The 14232-nt window shown below is 60.4% G+C and carries 19 protein-coding genes and 2 tRNA genes; 19 read left to right on the top strand and 2 right to left on the bottom strand.

Translation table 11 applies throughout. The annotated features are described in order from the left end of the window. Window positions 1-273: 273 nt before the first annotated feature. Window positions 274-348 (bottom strand) — tRNA-Thr (locus tag ACR0EF_RS18375). An 83-nt stretch (window positions 349-431) separates the two neighbouring features. On the opposite strand from ACR0EF_RS18375, the gene ACR0EF_RS18380 reads away from it, so the two are divergent. From ACR0EF_RS18380 to ACR0EF_RS18430, 11 genes are all read left to right on the top strand, one after another. Then, a complete protein-coding gene (locus tag ACR0EF_RS18380; RefSeq protein ID WP_170337448.1) occupies window positions 432-587 on the top strand; it encodes a hypothetical protein in 156 nt (51 codons plus the stop codon). Between the two features lie 6 nt (window positions 588-593). Then, window positions 594-1859: a UDP-N-acetylglucosamine 1-carboxyvinyltransferase gene (murA, locus tag ACR0EF_RS18385; RefSeq protein ID WP_170373411.1), complete on the top strand. Its 1266-nt coding sequence runs from the start codon at window positions 594-596 to the stop codon at window positions 1857-1859. Continuing rightward, on the top strand, window positions 1859-2335 hold the full coding sequence (locus ACR0EF_RS18390; RefSeq protein ID WP_170370934.1) for a DUF2948 family protein: 477 nt from the start codon (window positions 1859-1861) through the stop codon (window positions 2333-2335). Before murA ends, ACR0EF_RS18390 begins: the two co-directional genes overlap by 1 nt. A gap of 168 nt (window positions 2336-2503) precedes the next feature. Then, entirely contained in the window at window positions 2504-2737 is a 234-nt protein-coding gene (locus ACR0EF_RS18395) for a GNAT family N-acetyltransferase (RefSeq protein WP_367646432.1), read from the top strand. Continuing rightward, on the top strand, window positions 2737-2859 hold the full coding sequence (locus ACR0EF_RS18400; protein ID WP_254438894.1) for a GNAT family N-acetyltransferase: 123 nt from the start codon (window positions 2737-2739) through the stop codon (window positions 2857-2859). The genes ACR0EF_RS18395 and ACR0EF_RS18400 overlap by 1 nt, the downstream gene beginning before the upstream one ends. A 58-nt stretch (window positions 2860-2917) precedes the next feature. Beyond that, complete coding sequence (gene hisD / locus ACR0EF_RS18405; RefSeq protein ID WP_170373410.1) at window positions 2918-4219, top strand: histidinol dehydrogenase; 1302 nt, start codon at window positions 2918-2920, stop codon at window positions 4217-4219. Window positions 4220-4347: 128 nt separating this feature from the next. Continuing rightward, window positions 4348-5145 (top strand): glycosyltransferase family 32 protein, encoded by a 798-nt coding sequence (locus ACR0EF_RS18410; RefSeq protein WP_170373409.1) that lies wholly within the window; start codon window positions 4348-4350, stop codon window positions 5143-5145. Between the two features lie 83 nt (window positions 5146-5228). Continuing rightward, window positions 5229-5708, top strand: a complete 480-nt coding sequence (locus ACR0EF_RS18415; RefSeq protein ID WP_093962859.1) for a UPF0262 family protein — start codon at window positions 5229-5231, stop codon at window positions 5706-5708. A gap of 3 nt (window positions 5709-5711) precedes the next feature. Continuing rightward, complete coding sequence (locus ACR0EF_RS18420) at window positions 5712-6170, top strand: arsenate-mycothiol transferase ArsC (RefSeq protein ID WP_170358064.1); 459 nt, start codon at window positions 5712-5714, stop codon at window positions 6168-6170. Continuing rightward, window positions 6167-6565 (top strand): ketosteroid isomerase-related protein, encoded by a 399-nt coding sequence (locus ACR0EF_RS18425; protein WP_170373408.1) that lies wholly within the window; start codon window positions 6167-6169, stop codon window positions 6563-6565. The genes ACR0EF_RS18420 and ACR0EF_RS18425 overlap by 4 nt, the downstream gene beginning before the upstream one ends. Beyond that, complete coding sequence (locus ACR0EF_RS18430) at window positions 6558-7151, top strand: GNAT family N-acetyltransferase (protein WP_170373407.1); 594 nt, start codon at window positions 6558-6560, stop codon at window positions 7149-7151. Before ACR0EF_RS18425 ends, ACR0EF_RS18430 begins: the two co-directional genes overlap by 8 nt. Before the next feature lie 76 nt (window positions 7152-7227). Here ACR0EF_RS18430 and ACR0EF_RS18435 read toward each other — a convergent pair whose 3' ends face one another. Beyond that, a complete protein-coding gene (locus ACR0EF_RS18435; RefSeq protein WP_170373406.1) occupies window positions 7228-8403 on the bottom strand; it encodes a S41 family peptidase in 1176 nt (391 codons plus the stop codon). 195 nt (window positions 8404-8598) lie between these two features. On the opposite strand from ACR0EF_RS18435, the gene ACR0EF_RS18440 reads away from it, so the two are divergent. The 8 genes from ACR0EF_RS18440 to ACR0EF_RS18475 all read left to right on the top strand — a co-directional run bounded on the left by ACR0EF_RS18440 (window position 8599) and on the right by ACR0EF_RS18475 (window position 14078). Further along, window positions 8599-9474: a carbon-nitrogen hydrolase family protein gene (locus ACR0EF_RS18440; RefSeq protein ID WP_170373405.1), complete on the top strand. Its 876-nt coding sequence runs from the start codon at window positions 8599-8601 to the stop codon at window positions 9472-9474. Window positions 9475-9561: 87 nt separating this feature from the next. Further along, window positions 9562-9780: a translation initiation factor IF-1 gene (infA, locus tag ACR0EF_RS18445; RefSeq protein ID WP_005978431.1), complete on the top strand. Its 219-nt coding sequence runs from the start codon at window positions 9562-9564 to the stop codon at window positions 9778-9780. An 11-nt stretch (window positions 9781-9791) separates the two neighbouring features. Then, on the top strand, window positions 9792-10370 hold the full coding sequence (locus ACR0EF_RS18450) for a Maf family protein (RefSeq protein ID WP_170373404.1): 579 nt from the start codon (window positions 9792-9794) through the stop codon (window positions 10368-10370). Continuing rightward, window positions 10367-11389, top strand: coding sequence for a ribonuclease E/G (locus ACR0EF_RS18455; protein WP_170373403.1), 1023 nt, complete (start codon window positions 10367-10369; stop codon window positions 11387-11389). The genes ACR0EF_RS18450 and ACR0EF_RS18455 overlap by 4 nt, the downstream gene beginning before the upstream one ends. Further along, window positions 11386-11568 carry a DNA gyrase inhibitor YacG gene (locus ACR0EF_RS18460; protein ID WP_170358078.1) on the top strand — a complete coding sequence of 61 codons (183 nt, stop codon included), beginning with the start codon at window positions 11386-11388 and terminating at the stop codon, window positions 11566-11568. The genes ACR0EF_RS18455 and ACR0EF_RS18460 overlap by 4 nt, the downstream gene beginning before the upstream one ends. A 79-nt stretch (window positions 11569-11647) precedes the next feature. Then, window positions 11648-11722, top strand: a tRNA-Phe gene (locus ACR0EF_RS18465). A gap of 61 nt (window positions 11723-11783) precedes the next feature. Then, on the top strand, window positions 11784-12968 hold the full coding sequence (locus ACR0EF_RS18470) for a DUF6538 domain-containing protein (RefSeq protein WP_170373402.1): 1185 nt from the start codon (window positions 11784-11786) through the stop codon (window positions 12966-12968). Window positions 12969-13037: 69 nt separating this feature from the next. Next, complete coding sequence (locus ACR0EF_RS18475; RefSeq protein WP_170373401.1) at window positions 13038-14078, top strand: restriction endonuclease; 1041 nt, start codon at window positions 13038-13040, stop codon at window positions 14076-14078. The last annotated feature ends 154 nt before the right edge of the window (window positions 14079-14232 follow it).

Genomic DNA, 14232 nt, shown 5'->3' on the forward strand with positions numbered 1-14232 from the left:
CCGTGAAATCGGCGGGGGAGGACCGGAAGCCCCGGTCTTGAATTCAGCGCTTCGGCCTCACCCCTGGTCCTACCGAAGTACCCCCTCGTTAAAAAAACACCATCAAACGGATCGGCAGGATTGATCCGCTATGTATTGCAATATTGGCATTAGTATTGCGGGAAGGTGTCAGATGTGTGTGATTTCCAGCCATGTCTGGTTGACGTTAGGTAAGTCTTTGCTGCCAAGATAGTGAGGCGTCGTGCAACGGAATCCGGAAAAAAAATTGGAAGATGGTGCTGCTGGAGAGAATTGAACTCTCGACCTCTCCCTTACCAAGGGAGTGCTCTACCTCTGAGCTACAGCAGCGCTGTGGGCGGGTGATTAGACTCAAACGAAACGGGGCGCAAGGGTCTCTGGACGGTTTTTTTCGCCTCCTGTAGAGAAAGATCATGGCAGAGAAAAAATCACCCAAAAAACACGGACAATCCGGATCCGCGCGCGAAGATCGGCTCAAGGCTGCCCTCAAGGCAAACCTGGCGCGGCGCAAGGCGCAGGCCAAGGCGCGCAGCGCACAGGATGACCGGCCGGGACAGCACAAGGACTAAGAGCAGATGGATTCGATTCTGGTAACGGGCAACGGGCCGCTTCACGGCCAAATTCCGATCGCGGGGGCCAAGAATGCCTGTCTGACGCTGATGCCGGCCACGTTGCTCAGCGAAGATCCGCTGACGCTGACCAACGCGCCGCGTCTGAGTGACATCAAGACCATGGCCGCGCTGCTGCAGTCGCTGGGGGCCGAGGTGTCGGCCCTGCAGGACGGCCAGGTTCTGGCGATGTCCAGCCATGACCTGACCAGCCACACCGCCGATTACGAGATCGTGCGCAAGATGCGTGCCTCGAACCTCGTTCTGGGGCCGCTCTTGGCGCGTTTCGGGCAGGCCGTGGTGTCGCTGCCGGGCGGCTGTGCGATCGGGGCGCGGCCGATGGACCTGCATGTCGAGGGGCTGGAAGCACTGGGTGCCGAAATCGAGTTGAAGGACGGCTACCTGCACGCCAAGGCGCCAGGTGGATTGAAGGGGGCGGTGCATGAAATGCGCTTTGCCTCGGTGGGTGCCACCGAGAACATCGTCATGGCCGCGACTCTGGCCAAGGGCACCACGGTTCTGAAAAACGCCGCACGCGAGCCCGAGATCGTGGACCTGGTTCAATGCCTGCGCAGCATGGGCGCGCAGATTGAGGGCGAGGGCACCTCGACGATCGAGATCCAGGGTGTCGACCGCCTGCACGGGGCTACGCACCAGGTGGTCACCGACCGGATCGAACTGGGCACCTACATGCTGGCCCCCGCCATATGCGGCGGTGAGGTCGAACTGCTGGGCGGCCGCTTGTCACTGGTCGAATCCTTCGTCGAGAAGCTGACGGCCGCCGGGGTGGACGTCGCCGAGACGAAACAGGGCCTGAAAGTCTCTCGCAAGAATGGCCGGGTGCGCGCCGTGGACGTGGTGACCGAGCCGTTCCCGGGCTTTCCTACCGATCTGCAGGCGCAAATGATGGCGCTGATGTGCACGGCCGAGGGAACCTCGGTGCTGGAGGAACGGATTTTCGAGAACCGCTTCATGCACGCCCCTGAACTGGTGCGCATGGGCGCGCAGATCGAGGTGCATGGCGGCACCGCGACGGTGACCGGGGTCGAGCGTCTTAAGGGTGCGCCAGTCATGGCCACCGATCTGCGGGCCTCGGTCTCGCTGATCCTGGCCGGGTTGGCGGCCGAGGGCGAAACAACCGTCAGCCGGGTCTATCATCTGGACCGCGGATATGAGCATGTGGTCCGCAAGCTGGAAGGCGTGGGCGCGAAAATAGAACGGATCAAGGGCTGATGGCAGACGCAACATTCGAAGACGGGCGCGAGGCGCCGCTGAACCTTGGCGCATTGGATGCCGAGGACCTCAAGGTGATCGCAACGCTGACGCAGGATGCGGTTTTTCCGGTCAGCGAAATGACCTGGCAACCAACCCGCCGCCGCTTTGCCTTGCTGCTCAACCGGTTCCGGTGGGAGGACAAGGAAGCAGCCGAGCGCCGTGGTCGGGAATTCGAGCGGGTGCAGTCGCTGCTGGTATTCGACTCGGTCCTGTCGGTGTCCAGCCAGGGGGTTGATCGATCCGACAAGGACCTGATCCTCTCGGTTCTTGATATCGAGTTCCACCCTTCGGAAGATGGCACAGGCGAGGTGCTGCTTGTGCTGGCCGGGGATGGCGCGATCCGTCTGACGGTGGAAGCGGTTGATGCAACGCTCAAGGATGTGACCCGCCCCTATCGTGCGCCTTCGGGCAAGGCGCCTCGGCACCCGGACTGACATGCAGAACAAGCGTGGCATTTCGCAGGCGCTGGCTCCGGGGCAGGCCGGCGTGTCGCTGCGCCGGGCCACCGTGTTCGACGTGTTCGGGTTGAGTCAGGTTCTGGTCCGCTCCATCACCCGACTGAGTGAGGCCGACCACGAAAATCGACCAGACAAGATCGCAGCGTGGACTGCCAACAAGGACCCGCAGACCGTTCGCAACTGGATCACGTCGGGCGCCCAGATCTGGCTGGCCGAGCGGAACGGGCATATGTGGCCGCCGTGGGTGGGCTGCGCGCACCGGCCGAGATTTCGCTGCTTTATGTCGATCCGGGCCACGCAGGGCAGGGGGTCGGTGCGGCGCTGCTGTCCCGGCTTGAGTCTGAACTGGCCCTGTCCGGGGCCACCACGGGTATTTGATGTCAACCAAGACCGCGCTGGACTTCTATCGCCGGAACGGCTGGGTCGCGGCGGGAGATCCCGCGGACTGGAACGGCATTCCCCAATTTCCCCTGCGCAAATCGCTGCACCCCTCAGGCTGAGGGTTGAGGCCCGCCCCGGCGGGCGATAAGACCCGTTCAAACGCCCCGGAGTACGCAAATGCCCGTTTTCCTCGACACGACATCCGCCGATTTCGAAACCGGATTCCTGGCCCTTCTGTCCGCCAAACGCGAAGACAGCCCCGATGTCGACGCCGTCGTGGCGCAGATCATCGCAGACGTGCGGTCGCGTGGCGATGCTGCGGTGATCGAATTGACCGCAAAATTCGACCGGTTGCAACTGACGCCGGACACTCTGGCCTTTAGCGCCGCCGAGGTGACGCAGGCCATCGCGACCGTCAGCGACGATGACCGCGCGGCGCTGGAACTGGCGGCCGCGCGCATCCGCGCCTATCACGAACGCCAGATGCCGCAGGACCAGGAATGGACCGACGAGGCGGGCGCGACCCTGGGCTGGCGCTGGTCGGCAGTGTCTGCCGCGGGGCTTTACGTGCCGGGCGGGCTGGCCTCCTACCCGTCCTCGGTGTTGATGAATGCCATTCCGGCCAAGGTGGCCGGGGTCGAGCGGCTGGCCATCGCGGTGCCCACGCCGGACGGACAGGTCAACCCGCTGGTCCTGCTAGCCGCGCGTCTGTCGGGGGTCGACGAAATCTATCGCATTGGCGGCGCGCAGGCGATTGCCGCTCTGGCCTATGGCACCGACACGATCGCGCCGGTGGACAAGATCACCGGACCGGGCAACGCCTTTGTCGCGGCGGCAAAACGGCGGGTGTTCGGCAAGGTGGGCATCGACATGATCGCCGGCCCCTCCGAAATTCTGGTGATCGCGGACAAGGACAACGACCCCGACTGGATCGCACTGGACCTGCTCAGCCAAGCCGAGCACGACGAAAGCGCCCAGTCGATCCTGATCACTGATGATGCCGGATTCGGCCGCGCGGTGGCCGAGGCGGTGGAAAAACGGCTGGAGACACTCGAACGACGCGCGATCGCCGGGGCGAGCTGGCGCGACTTTGGTGCGGTGATCACTGTGCGCGACCTGGACGAAGCCGCCGCGCTGTCGAACCGCATCGCACCCGAACACCTTGAACTGTGCGTGGCCGATCCGGTGGCGCTGAGCCGCAAGACCATCCACGCCGGCGCCATTTTCCTGGGCCAGTACACGCCCGAGGCCATCGGCGACTATGTCGGCGGCCCGAACCATGTGCTGCCCACCGCACGTTCGGCCCGGTTTTCGTCGGGGCTCAGCGTGATGGATTTCCTCAAACGCACCACGCTCAGCCACATGACGCCCGAGGCCCTGCGCGCCATCGGCCCGGCGGCCGAGCAATTGGCGCGGTCGGAAAGCCTGGAGGCGCACGGGCTATCCGTGGGCGCGCGGCTCAAGCGGCTGAACGGTTGACCTTGGCATCATGGCGGCGGGGTCACATCCGGCTTGCGACTGCCGCGGCGCGTGCAAAACCACTTGCGGTGGTCGTCCGACCCGTGCGTTTTAACCGGTAACGTCTTGGGAAAAACCCGGAGCCGAATTTGGAACGTGTCGCAACCCTCTGGATCGGGGAGCGCTTCAGCTTTCTGGAGCATCTGTGCCTAAAATCTTTTGCGGATTTGGATCAGAAGCCGATCGTCTATCACTATGGCGATCTGAAGGACATTCCGGGCTATGTTGAGGCCCGCGATGCGCGCGAGGTATTCGACGCGCCCGAAGTCTATCGCGATCCGATCACGCGGTCGGTCGCAGTACATGCGGACCTGTTCCGCCTGAAGCTTCTTCAACAAACCGATCAGATATGGGTGGATGCGGATGCCTATGCCCTGCGGCCGTTTCAAACTGAGCAAGGGTACCTGTTTCCGCTCGGAAACCGGAAGACCCGGCGCATGATGAATGGAGTGCTGGCCTTTCCCAGCGACAGCCCCGCCTTGGCCGAAATGTGCGATTTTGCCTTTAACAGTGATCTGGTTCCACCCTGGTGGCCGGAAGAGCAGCAGCGCGCCTATCTGAAGATCTTTGGCAGATCGACCTATTGGAGCCTGCCACTGTTTAGTCTGGGCCCGCCGATGTTGTATCATTTCGTCTACAAAGGGATGGAACGGCAGATGGCTGTCGAGCGCACTGAAATCTACGCCATACCGCCACGACATCGTGCGCTTTGGAACGACCCTGAACTTTCGAAGCTGGATTTCTTGAACTGGCGTGACAAAACCTCGATCCATTTCTACGGCTCGTGGTTTCGCAGAATCTTCAAAGACCGCGCCATCAATCCCGGTTCGCTTGTTGACACCTTGCTGCGCAAGCACGGGATCGACCCCGACGATCACCCCATCTGACCTTGCGTTCGGCCCGTTTCCCGCGTTGTCCCTCGGGCATAGGTGCGCTAGGTCTGGCCTGACCTGAACGGAAGTCGATGACCATGACCCGCATTTCACATATCGAACTGGACGATCGAAACCTGCCGCCGCCGACGCCCGAGATCGAGCAGGAGCGCAAGGTTGCGATCTATGACCTGCTCGAGGAAAACTCGTTTGCCCTGCCCAAACGTGACGACCGGCTGGTGCCCGACGGCCCCTATCACGTGCAACTGTCGATCCGCGACAAGCGGCTGGTGTTCGACGTCACCACCGAAGACAGCCAGAAAGCCGCCGAGTTCCATCTGTCACTGGGTCCGTTCCGGCAGGTGGTCAAGGACTACTTCCAGATCTGCGAAAGCTATTTCGATGCGGTCAAGACCCTGCCGCCCAGCCAGATCGAAACCATCGATATGGCCCGGCGCGGCATCCACAACGAAGGCAGCCGGGTTTTGCAAGAACGGCTCGAGGGCAAGGCCGAGATCGACACCGACACCGCCCGCCGCCTGTTCACGCTGATCTGCGTGCTTCATTTCGGAGGCTGACGGGTGAAGCCTCTGCCGCATTCGGTCCTGTTCTGCTGCGACCACAACGCGGTGCGCTCGCCCATGGCCGAAGGCATCATGAAGAAATTCTACGGCACGGGCACATATGTGCAGTCGGCCGGGGTACACAACGACCTGGAAATCGACGGGTTCAGCATCGCCGTCTGCCAGGAGATCGACGTGGAACTGTCACGCCACCGGTCGCGGTCGTTCGACGAGATGCAGGAATGGGGCGATGACCTGGGATCATTCGACCTGATTGTGGCCCTGTCGCCTGCCAGCCAGCGCAAAGCGCTGGAACTGACGCGGGTTTTTCACCTCGATGTCGATTATTGGCCAATAATGGACCCTACCGGACTGGGCGAAACGCGCGAGGAAAAGCTACACCACTACCGTCAGACCCGCGATCAGATCATCAAACACCTGAAGGATCGCTGGGGGGAACCTACGGAGATCGCATGACCCAGACCGTCCAAGCCTATTTCGATGCCTTCAACGCCGGGGATGTGGCCGGCATGCTGGCCTGCCTGTCCGACGACGTGGCCCATCACGTGAACGAAGGCCAGATTCGCGTCGGCAAAGAGAAATTCGCCGAATTCTGCGCGCATATGAACCGCTGCTATCGCGAGACCCTGACCGACATGGTGATCTTCGAGGCCCAGGGCAGCACCCGCGCGGCCGCTGAATACATAGTTAACGGCACCTATCTGGAAACCGATGCCGGCCTGCCCGCGGCCTCGGGTCAAACCTATCGCCTGCCCGCCGGCTCGTTCTTTGACCTCAAGGACGGCAAGATCACCCGCGTGACCACTTATTACAATCTGGCTGACTGGGTGAAACAGGTGTCGGGTGGCTGAGGTCACGGCCGTCCGCGCCCTGACCGGCGAGGCCCTGTCGGCGGCGCTGGACGACGTGGCGCGCCTGCGCATCGCGGTGTTCCGCGACTGGCCCTATCTCTATGACGGCGATCTGGACTATGAGCGCGGATACCTGCAATCCTACCGCGACAGCGACCGGGCGATCGTGGTTGGCGCCTTTGACGGCGAGCGGCTGGTAGGGGCCGCGACCGGCGCGCCGCTGGCCGACCATGCCGAGGATTTCGCCGCCGCTTTCGACGGCACCGGGCTGGACTTGTCGCAGATCTTCTATTGCGCCGAATCCGTTTTGCTGCCCGACTATCGCGGACAAGGCGTCGGACATGCGTTCTTTGACCTGCGCGAGGGGCACGCGCGGGCGCTGGGCTTTGCCCAATGCGCCTTTTGCGGCGTTCAGCGCCCGGCCGGCCACCCGATGCGGCCCGCGACCTACCGCCCGCTGGATGATTTCTGGCGCGCCCGCGGTTATGCGCCTCTGCCCGGAGTGATCGCCCAGTTCTCTTGGAAAGATCTGGGCGAGGAGACGGAAACCCTCAAACCGCTGCAGTTCTGGATCCGGGATCTGTGACGCGCTTGCCATGCGATTGCGTTTGCTCGCCTGTACGCCGATCTTCGATCGGTGTCCGAACCCACCGGTCGTTCGCCTAGTCGCGCAAACCTTTGAGGACTTGCCTATGAAACGCGCCTCGTGAAGCATGACCCGAGGTCCCTGCGACCCATTCCCAATCCAAAATCAAATTTCCTGCGGGCACGATTTGCCGCGCGATTTCGGGCGGTGTCGTTTCGTCAGACGTTCCCGTCTTCCAATCGTGAAAGGCAGAGGAGTATCGAACGACCGCTCCGCTCGCTGGCAAGTCAAGCAACCCGCCCTCGGCAAAGAACGTCAGTCCGTCTCCCATTTCTTCCCCGATGAGTTTGAGCCTGTCACCCAAGCGATGCTTGAGGATGGCGACAAACACGATCGCTGCTGAAAACGTGAATTTGTCGACAAGCACGACGACCCGCTGATTTGCGCTTTGCGCGATTGCGTCGATCAAAGGCATCGTCCGAAGAAAATCACCGCCGGTGTTTCCGCGAACGTCAATCAAAAGCGTTTTGTCAGAGCAAGCGCGCACGCGATCCGCTGCCTCGGATATGGCTTTGCGCAGCGCATCTCTGCCCGGGTCAAAGAAACTCGGCAGTTGAATTGAAAGCCCAAGTGCCTGCGAATCCTCAATCTCCACAAAGCTCTCGGGTTCCCATGCTGGATCGGGTTTGCCGTGCTCGTTTCTCGGGTAGAGCGTCGACGCAGGAACGGTGTTTCCATTTGCTACTTTCAGATTGGTTGTCTGCCCGTTTTCGTCCTGCACATGATACTCGGTCATACCGTCGTCGGACGAAAATCCCAGCCGTTCCAACGCGTACGGCCAAGCCAGGATAATCGGACCGATGACCCGCTTCCTCTGGCGCGTTCCCGCCAGAAATTTGTCCGCCGCGGCCTCGATTTCGCTCACAGCTGCGCCATTGACTGCCAGCAGCTTGCCTTGTGGGGCGATCACCCTTGATGCCGACCCAAGGACTTGGACGGAACGCCCCACGCTCGCGAACCGCAGAGGCAACACCGAGATGGCATCATTCGGGATCAGCCTTGTGTGCCCGTTGTTGGGAAGTGCCAGAAGGCGCATCGCCGACAGCAGAAATGCTTCGACCGAGCCCTCAAGTGCGTATCGCCGACTGTCGCTGATACAGCTGTCTATCGCCGCCCTTTCGATCCGCCGAAAGCTGGGATCGTTTGGCACGACAGTCTCCAGAATGAGCTCCAGGTCATCGATCAGCGACATGGGTCACAGTGCGCATGGACGATCGGCAATGTCCAGATTGGGTGCGGGTCCGGCGCTCTCCCGGCCCGGCCCCGTGCTTTGCAAGGCTATGCATCGAACCAAAAGTTTCTGTTGCCGCGCACAACCCGATTGGCCTGTACACCGGGCAACAACGGCTATTTACTTCTTCGCAAGAACAGCACTGGAACCCGCATCATGAGAATCGCCACCGCCGCCTACAATCTCGACTGGCTGGACAGCTGGGCGCAATACGAAGACAAGCTGGACGCTTGGGTTTCGAAGGCCGCAGGGCAGGGGGCTAAACTGCTGGTGTTTCCCGAGTACGGCGCGATGGAGCTTTCGACGCTGGCCGGGGCCGAGGTTGCGGGGGATCTCGAACGCTCGATCCAGGCGGTGTCCGAGCGGATGGAAGATGTACAAATCCTGCATCGACGCCTCTCGGCCGAGTACAATGTGTACATTCTGGGTGCGTCCGCCCCGGTTCAGGCCGGCCCAGTTCGCCCGGTGAACCGCGCTGAATTTTACGCCCCCTCAGGCGCGCAGGATCATCAGGACAAGCAGATCATGACCCGGTTCGAGCGCGAAGACTGGGACATCGCGCCGGGCGGACCGTTGAAGATCTTCGAGACGGCGCTGGGCCGTATTGGCGTTCTGATCTGCTATGACAGCGAGTTTCCTCTGCTGGGCCGCGCCCTGTCAGAGGCCGACGTGATCCTTGTGCCGTCTTGTACCGAGGCCCTGTCGGGTTATTGGCGGGTCCGCATCGGCGCGATGGCTCGTGCGTTGGAGAATCAATGCGTTACGGTCATGGCGTCGCTGGTGGGCAACAACGACTGGTCTCAGTCCGTAGACACCAACACTGGGACCGGAGGCGTTTTCGGCCCGCCGGACAAGGGCTTTCCACAAACCGGCGTGTTGGCAGAAGGCGTGCTCAACCAGCCAGGCTGGACCTACGCAGACGTCGATCTGTCGGCGATCGCCGAGGTTCGGGCGGATGGCCATGTCCTGAACCGATCCCACTGGACCGAGCAGACGCCCCGAGTCGAATCGGTCACAATGTCGCGCCTTTAAGTGATTCCACCCTTGAAATAAGGCCGAAATAGGCTCATTTAAGCGCCACCTGCGGATTCTGCAGGGCAACGCAAAGATGGAGACAACATGGCCAAGGAAGATACGCTCGAATTTCCCGGTGTCGTGAAGGAACTCCTGCCTAATGCGACGTTTCGGGTCGAGCTGGAAAACGGCCATGAGATCATCGCACATACGGCAGGCAAGATGCGCAAAAACCGCATCCGTGTTCTGGCCGGCGACAAGGTTCAGGTCGAGATGACCCCCTATGATCTGACCAAGGGTCGGATCAACTACCGCTTCAAGTAACGCCTGCCGCAATGGCGTTCATTCTAGGATCGGGCAGCCCCAGACGGCTGGACCTGCTGGCTCAGCTTGGCGTGCAGCCCGACGCCATTTCGGCCCCCGACATCGACGAAGACCCCCAAATGGGCGAGCTTCCGCTGCCGTATTGCGCGCGCATTGCCCGTGAAAAGGTGCATGCCGTGACTGCGGCGCCCGATGATATCGTCCTGTGCGCCGACACGACGGTTGCGCTGGGTCGACGCATATTGGGCAAGCCCGAGGATGCGGGACAGGCAGCCGAATTTCTGCACGCCCTGTCGGGCCGTCGCCACCGTGTGATCACCTCTGTCGCGGTGCGTCGCGGCGATCGGGTGTTGCAGCGTGACGTCGTTAGCCAGGTCAAGGTCAAGCGTCTTTCGGACGTGGAAATCAACGCCTATCTCGCCACCGGCGATTGGCAGGGCAAAGCCGGTGCCTATGCCATCCAAGGGCCCGCGGGCGCCTTCATTCCGTGGATCTCGGGCTCGTTCACCGGTATCGTCGGGCTGCCTTTGTCCGAAACCGCAGGACTGTTGCAAGGCATCGGTTACCCCTTGTATCGCGAGGCACTATGAAAGGTCGAACGATCATTTTGGATCACATTCAAGGCCGCGAAGCCGCAGCCCTGATGGTGGATGGTAAACTGGATGATTTCCTGATCGCCGCCGATGCGCCTGCCCCTGGTACGATCTACCGTGCCCGGGCCGAGCGGGCGATCAAAGGGCAGGGCGGGATGTTCCTGACAACGCCGGATGGTCCGGCTTTCCTTCGGCAGGTCAAGGGACTGGCGCCGGGTGAGATGCTGTTGGTGCAGGTCACGGGCTATGCTGAACCGGGTAAGGCCCTGCCGGTGACGAACCGCATCCTGTTCAAAAGCCGCTATGCCATCGTCACGCCGGACGCGCCCGGGCTGAACATCTCCCGCTCGATCCGCGATGATGAGGAGCGCGACCGGCTGCTGGTGATCGCGCATGAGCAGATGGACGGCAGCCCCTTCGGTCTGATCCTGCGCTCCGGTTGCCAGGGCGCGGATGCCGATGAGATCGCCGAAGACATCGCCGCCATGCGAGCGCTGGCCGAGCAGGTCGTGAACGACACCGGAAACGCGCCGGAAACGCTGTCCGAGGGCGACGGACCGCATGTTCTCGCCTGGCGCGAATGGGTGGAGCCGGCCGAGGTTTCGACCCAGGCGGGCGGTTTCGCGGACCATGGAGTGCTCGAGGCGCTGGACGCCGCACGTGGCGCATCCCATCCTTTGGCGGGTGGGGCGCATATGTATGTCGAACTAACCCGGGCTTTGGTGGCCGTGGATGTGAACACCGGTTCGGATGGCTCGCTGGCTGCGGGGACAAAGGCCAATTTCGCCTGCGCCAAGGAACTGCCGCGCGCCCTGCGCGTGCGCGGGTTGGGCGGGCAGATCACGCTGGACCTTGCGCCAATGCCCAAAAAGGACCGGCGCGGGTTCGAATCCGCACTCCGCGCTGCCTTCAGGGCTGACAGCGAAGAAACGATCCTTGCCGGCTGGACGCCGCTGGGCCACTACGAGTTGCAGCGAAAACGCGGCCGCATCCCTTTGTCGGAGGTCCTGAAATGAGCTGTCCAATCTGCGGAGAAGATTCGGTCAAACAGTTTCGTCCGTTTTGTTCGAAACGCTGCGCAGATATCGATCTGGCCAAGTGGCTGAACGGCTCCTATTCGGTTCCGTCGCAGCGCGAGGATGACCTTGACGATCAGATTCAGGATGCTGTCGAAATCAAGGATCGCCCGCACTGAAAAAATCTGAAAAAGCCTCTGGACACCGCGTTTGGCAAGTCATAGAAGGCCTGCACCCAACGGCAAACGCCGTTCCCGTGCCCGGGTAGCTCAGGGGTAGAGCAGTGGATTGAAAATCCTCGTGTCGGTGGTTCGATTCCGCCCCCGGGCACCACTTCCATCGCCAACCCATTGATATCCCTCAGTTTACTGTGGAAACTTTTTGGGCGTAGGACATGGCGAAGGACATTTCGGTACCCTTTTCATACACCAAAGATGGCATTTACTACTTCGAGCGTAGGGTCCCCAGAGACCTTCAGAAGCACTACTCAGCGTCCAAGATCGCCTATTCATTAAGGACTCGGTCTTCTTCGGTAGCCGCTTCAAGAGCCACGAGAGCAGCACAGCAGCTTGATGAGTACTGGTACCACTTACGGATCAAGGACAGCGAGCTCCCCGGCAAACACCTTCTCAGGATGCAACAGAACGCCACCAAGGCTCCCGGGTCATTCCTACCTTCCGCACACGACGACAGTGCTACTGTCAGCCTGTCTGAAGCCGTGGCAATCTACCTCAGACTGAAGGGCCAGAATAGGCCAGTGACCTTCCACCGCGCCGCTGAGCGAGCGTGTGGTTATGTTATCGATGTCTGCGGAGACAAGGACCTGCTCGGCTATTCCAAGGCAGATGCGACACGCTTCAGAGACGCGCTCATTGAGCGGAAACTTACTGGAAGCAGCATCACAAGAATCTTCGGGACGGTCAGATCAGTGGTGAACTTCGCGGCAAGCGAAGTTGGGGTCAACATTACCAATCCTTTCACCGGGGTCTACTACGACCGTCAATCCGGAGTAAAAGAACGGGCCCCGCTGCCAGTGGACGTCATCAAAGCAGTGCAGAGGGAATGCATGAAGATAGATGATGACCTTCGATGGCTCGTCGCGCTCATCTCGGACACGGGGCTGCGTCTCGCAGAAGCTGCGGGACTACTTCGCGAGGACCTCGTTGTTGATGCAGACATTCCACATGTGGTGGTCAGAGAGCACCCCTGGCGACGTCTGAAAACTTGTACAAGCGCACGAGTGGTGCCGCTTACTGGAATGTCTCTGTGGGCCGCGGGACGCGTATTGGAACAGGAAGACGATGGCCGTTTCGCTTTTGCTCGATACAACCGTAGAAATGAGACAAATGCTAATGCAGCCAGCGCGGCCTTGAACAAGTGGATGAAGCCGCAGGTGCCAGAGCGGTGCACCATGCACAGCTTCCGTCATTCGATGCGTGACCGTCTTCGGGCTGTCGAGTGCCCATCTGACATCGCTGACCAGATCGGCGGTTGGCAATCTTCAGGAGTGGGGCAGAGTTATGGCCGAGGGTACCCATTGAGAGTGCTGTTCTCATGGATGAAGCGTATTGCAGATTAGGGCTAGAGGTGTATCAGTAAGCTCCTCAACACATGCTCAATCCATTGATATGTAGAGAAAATCTGAGAAATGAACAAAGCTCTTTATGGCCAGGGTAACAACGTCTCGCGATTGGACGTGTTCAAGTACAACAAGAGCGGTAAGGCCATCGCCTACCACCTGCCCCAAAGGGGGATAGGCGTGATCGTTCTCGACCTCTCGCCTGACTTACAAGAGATCTCTGGGATTAGGACAGTACGGCAGTTGCGGCACGCAAATCTGAGTCCAACCGAGTATCGGCTCGAGGTCGAGATCAATATAACGGAGCGACTGACCAACGAACTTGAGGTCACCGCGAAAATACTGCGCGTACTAACATCCGATGATACGAGTATTGCACGTTGGCAAAGCGAGCCAAATCTCAGCCGTCTGCCGGTCTCGCCGCACCCTGAAGTAACTCAAGAGGAGTTGGCATGGGCCGGTAAAAGAGAAGGTACGATCGGTGAAGGCGTAGGTATGTTACTATTTAGCGTGGCCGCCCTAGCGATCACTGTGGTGCTCATTTCCGGCGGTTCACCAATCGGCATCGTAGCCTCGCTATTCACAGGGCTTATGGGTAGCGGCGCACTGTTGGGCTTGAGGAAGCATGATTGGAGCCTCCCAAGATCTGCCGATCCCGAGAAGTTAGAAGAACTTCATAGATGGAAGTACAGCCTTCGTCAGAAAGCAGAGAAAGCAGATCGAGCTGCGCTTACAGCCTTTGACGCGCGTCTTGAGGAATTTTCCGGATGGCAAACCCTTTCGCCGCTGGAGTTCGAACACGCTGTGGCGAGAGCTCTAGAAAAAATGGGCTTCTCGTCGACCACGGTTACACAGGCAAGCAAAGACGGCGCCGTTGACATCGAAGCCATTGATGAAGCTGGCCGCACCACAATCATACAAGCCAAAAAACACTCTAAGAACGTTGGAGTTGCTGTGGTCCGTGAACTTGTTGGAGTTCGTTCTACGAGGCCTGACGTGGACCGAGTGATTGTTTTCTCACTGGTTGGCTTCACCAAAGGCGCCCGCGAACTCGCCGAGAAAACCGGTATAGAATTAATGGATGCTAGGAGCCTAACGCTCCGCGTGTAGCGCCATGTCCTACGCCCAAAAAGTTTCCACAGTAAACTGAGGGATATCAATGGGTTGGCGATGGAAGTGGTGCCCGGGGGCTGCTTGGGTTTCCCCTTCAGCTCCCGTTACAGGCACCTTCGCCGTTGATGGCCTCAGTGAAATAAGGGTTATC

It is taken from the genome of Ruegeria sp. CG8, from assembly GCF_056537165.1.

What these genes read in the sequence shown, in the direction of transcription:
- ACR0EF_RS18425 (WP_170373408.1), top strand. Translation starts at nt 6,167, where the DNA reads ATGACCCAGACCGTCCAAGCCTATTTCGATGCCTTCAACGCCGGGGAT.
- ACR0EF_RS18400 (WP_254438894.1), top strand. Translation starts at nt 2,737, where the DNA reads ATGTCAACCAAGACCGCGCTGGACTTCTATCGCCGGAACGGCTGGGTC.
- ACR0EF_RS18415 (WP_093962859.1), top strand. Translation starts at nt 5,229, where the DNA reads ATGACCCGCATTTCACATATCGAACTGGACGATCGAAACCTGCCGCCG.
- ACR0EF_RS18390 (WP_170370934.1), top strand. Translation starts at nt 1,859, where the DNA reads ATGGCAGACGCAACATTCGAAGACGGGCGCGAGGCGCCGCTGAACCTT.
- ACR0EF_RS18450 (WP_170373404.1), top strand. Translation starts at nt 9,792, where the DNA reads ATGGCGTTCATTCTAGGATCGGGCAGCCCCAGACGGCTGGACCTGCTG.
- infA (WP_005978431.1), top strand. Translation starts at nt 9,562, where the DNA reads ATGGCCAAGGAAGATACGCTCGAATTTCCCGGTGTCGTGAAGGAACTC.
- ACR0EF_RS18475 (WP_170373401.1), top strand. Translation starts at nt 13,038, where the DNA reads ATGAACAAAGCTCTTTATGGCCAGGGTAACAACGTCTCGCGATTGGAC.
- ACR0EF_RS18380 (WP_170337448.1), top strand. Translation starts at nt 432, where the DNA reads ATGGCAGAGAAAAAATCACCCAAAAAACACGGACAATCCGGATCCGCG.
- hisD (WP_170373410.1), top strand. Translation starts at nt 2,918, where the DNA reads ATGCCCGTTTTCCTCGACACGACATCCGCCGATTTCGAAACCGGATTC.
- ACR0EF_RS18455 (WP_170373403.1), top strand. Translation starts at nt 10,367, where the DNA reads ATGAAAGGTCGAACGATCATTTTGGATCACATTCAAGGCCGCGAAGCC.
- murA (WP_170373411.1), top strand. Translation starts at nt 594, where the DNA reads ATGGATTCGATTCTGGTAACGGGCAACGGGCCGCTTCACGGCCAAATT.
- ACR0EF_RS18460 (WP_170358078.1), top strand. Translation starts at nt 11,386, where the DNA reads ATGAGCTGTCCAATCTGCGGAGAAGATTCGGTCAAACAGTTTCGTCCG.
- ACR0EF_RS18470 (WP_170373402.1), top strand. Translation starts at nt 11,784, where the DNA reads ATGGCGAAGGACATTTCGGTACCCTTTTCATACACCAAAGATGGCATT.
- ACR0EF_RS18440 (WP_170373405.1), top strand. Translation starts at nt 8,599, where the DNA reads ATGAGAATCGCCACCGCCGCCTACAATCTCGACTGGCTGGACAGCTGG.
- ACR0EF_RS18435 (WP_170373406.1), bottom strand. Translation starts at nt 8,403, where the DNA reads ATGTCGCTGATCGATGACCTGGAGCTCATTCTGGAGACTGTCGTGCCA.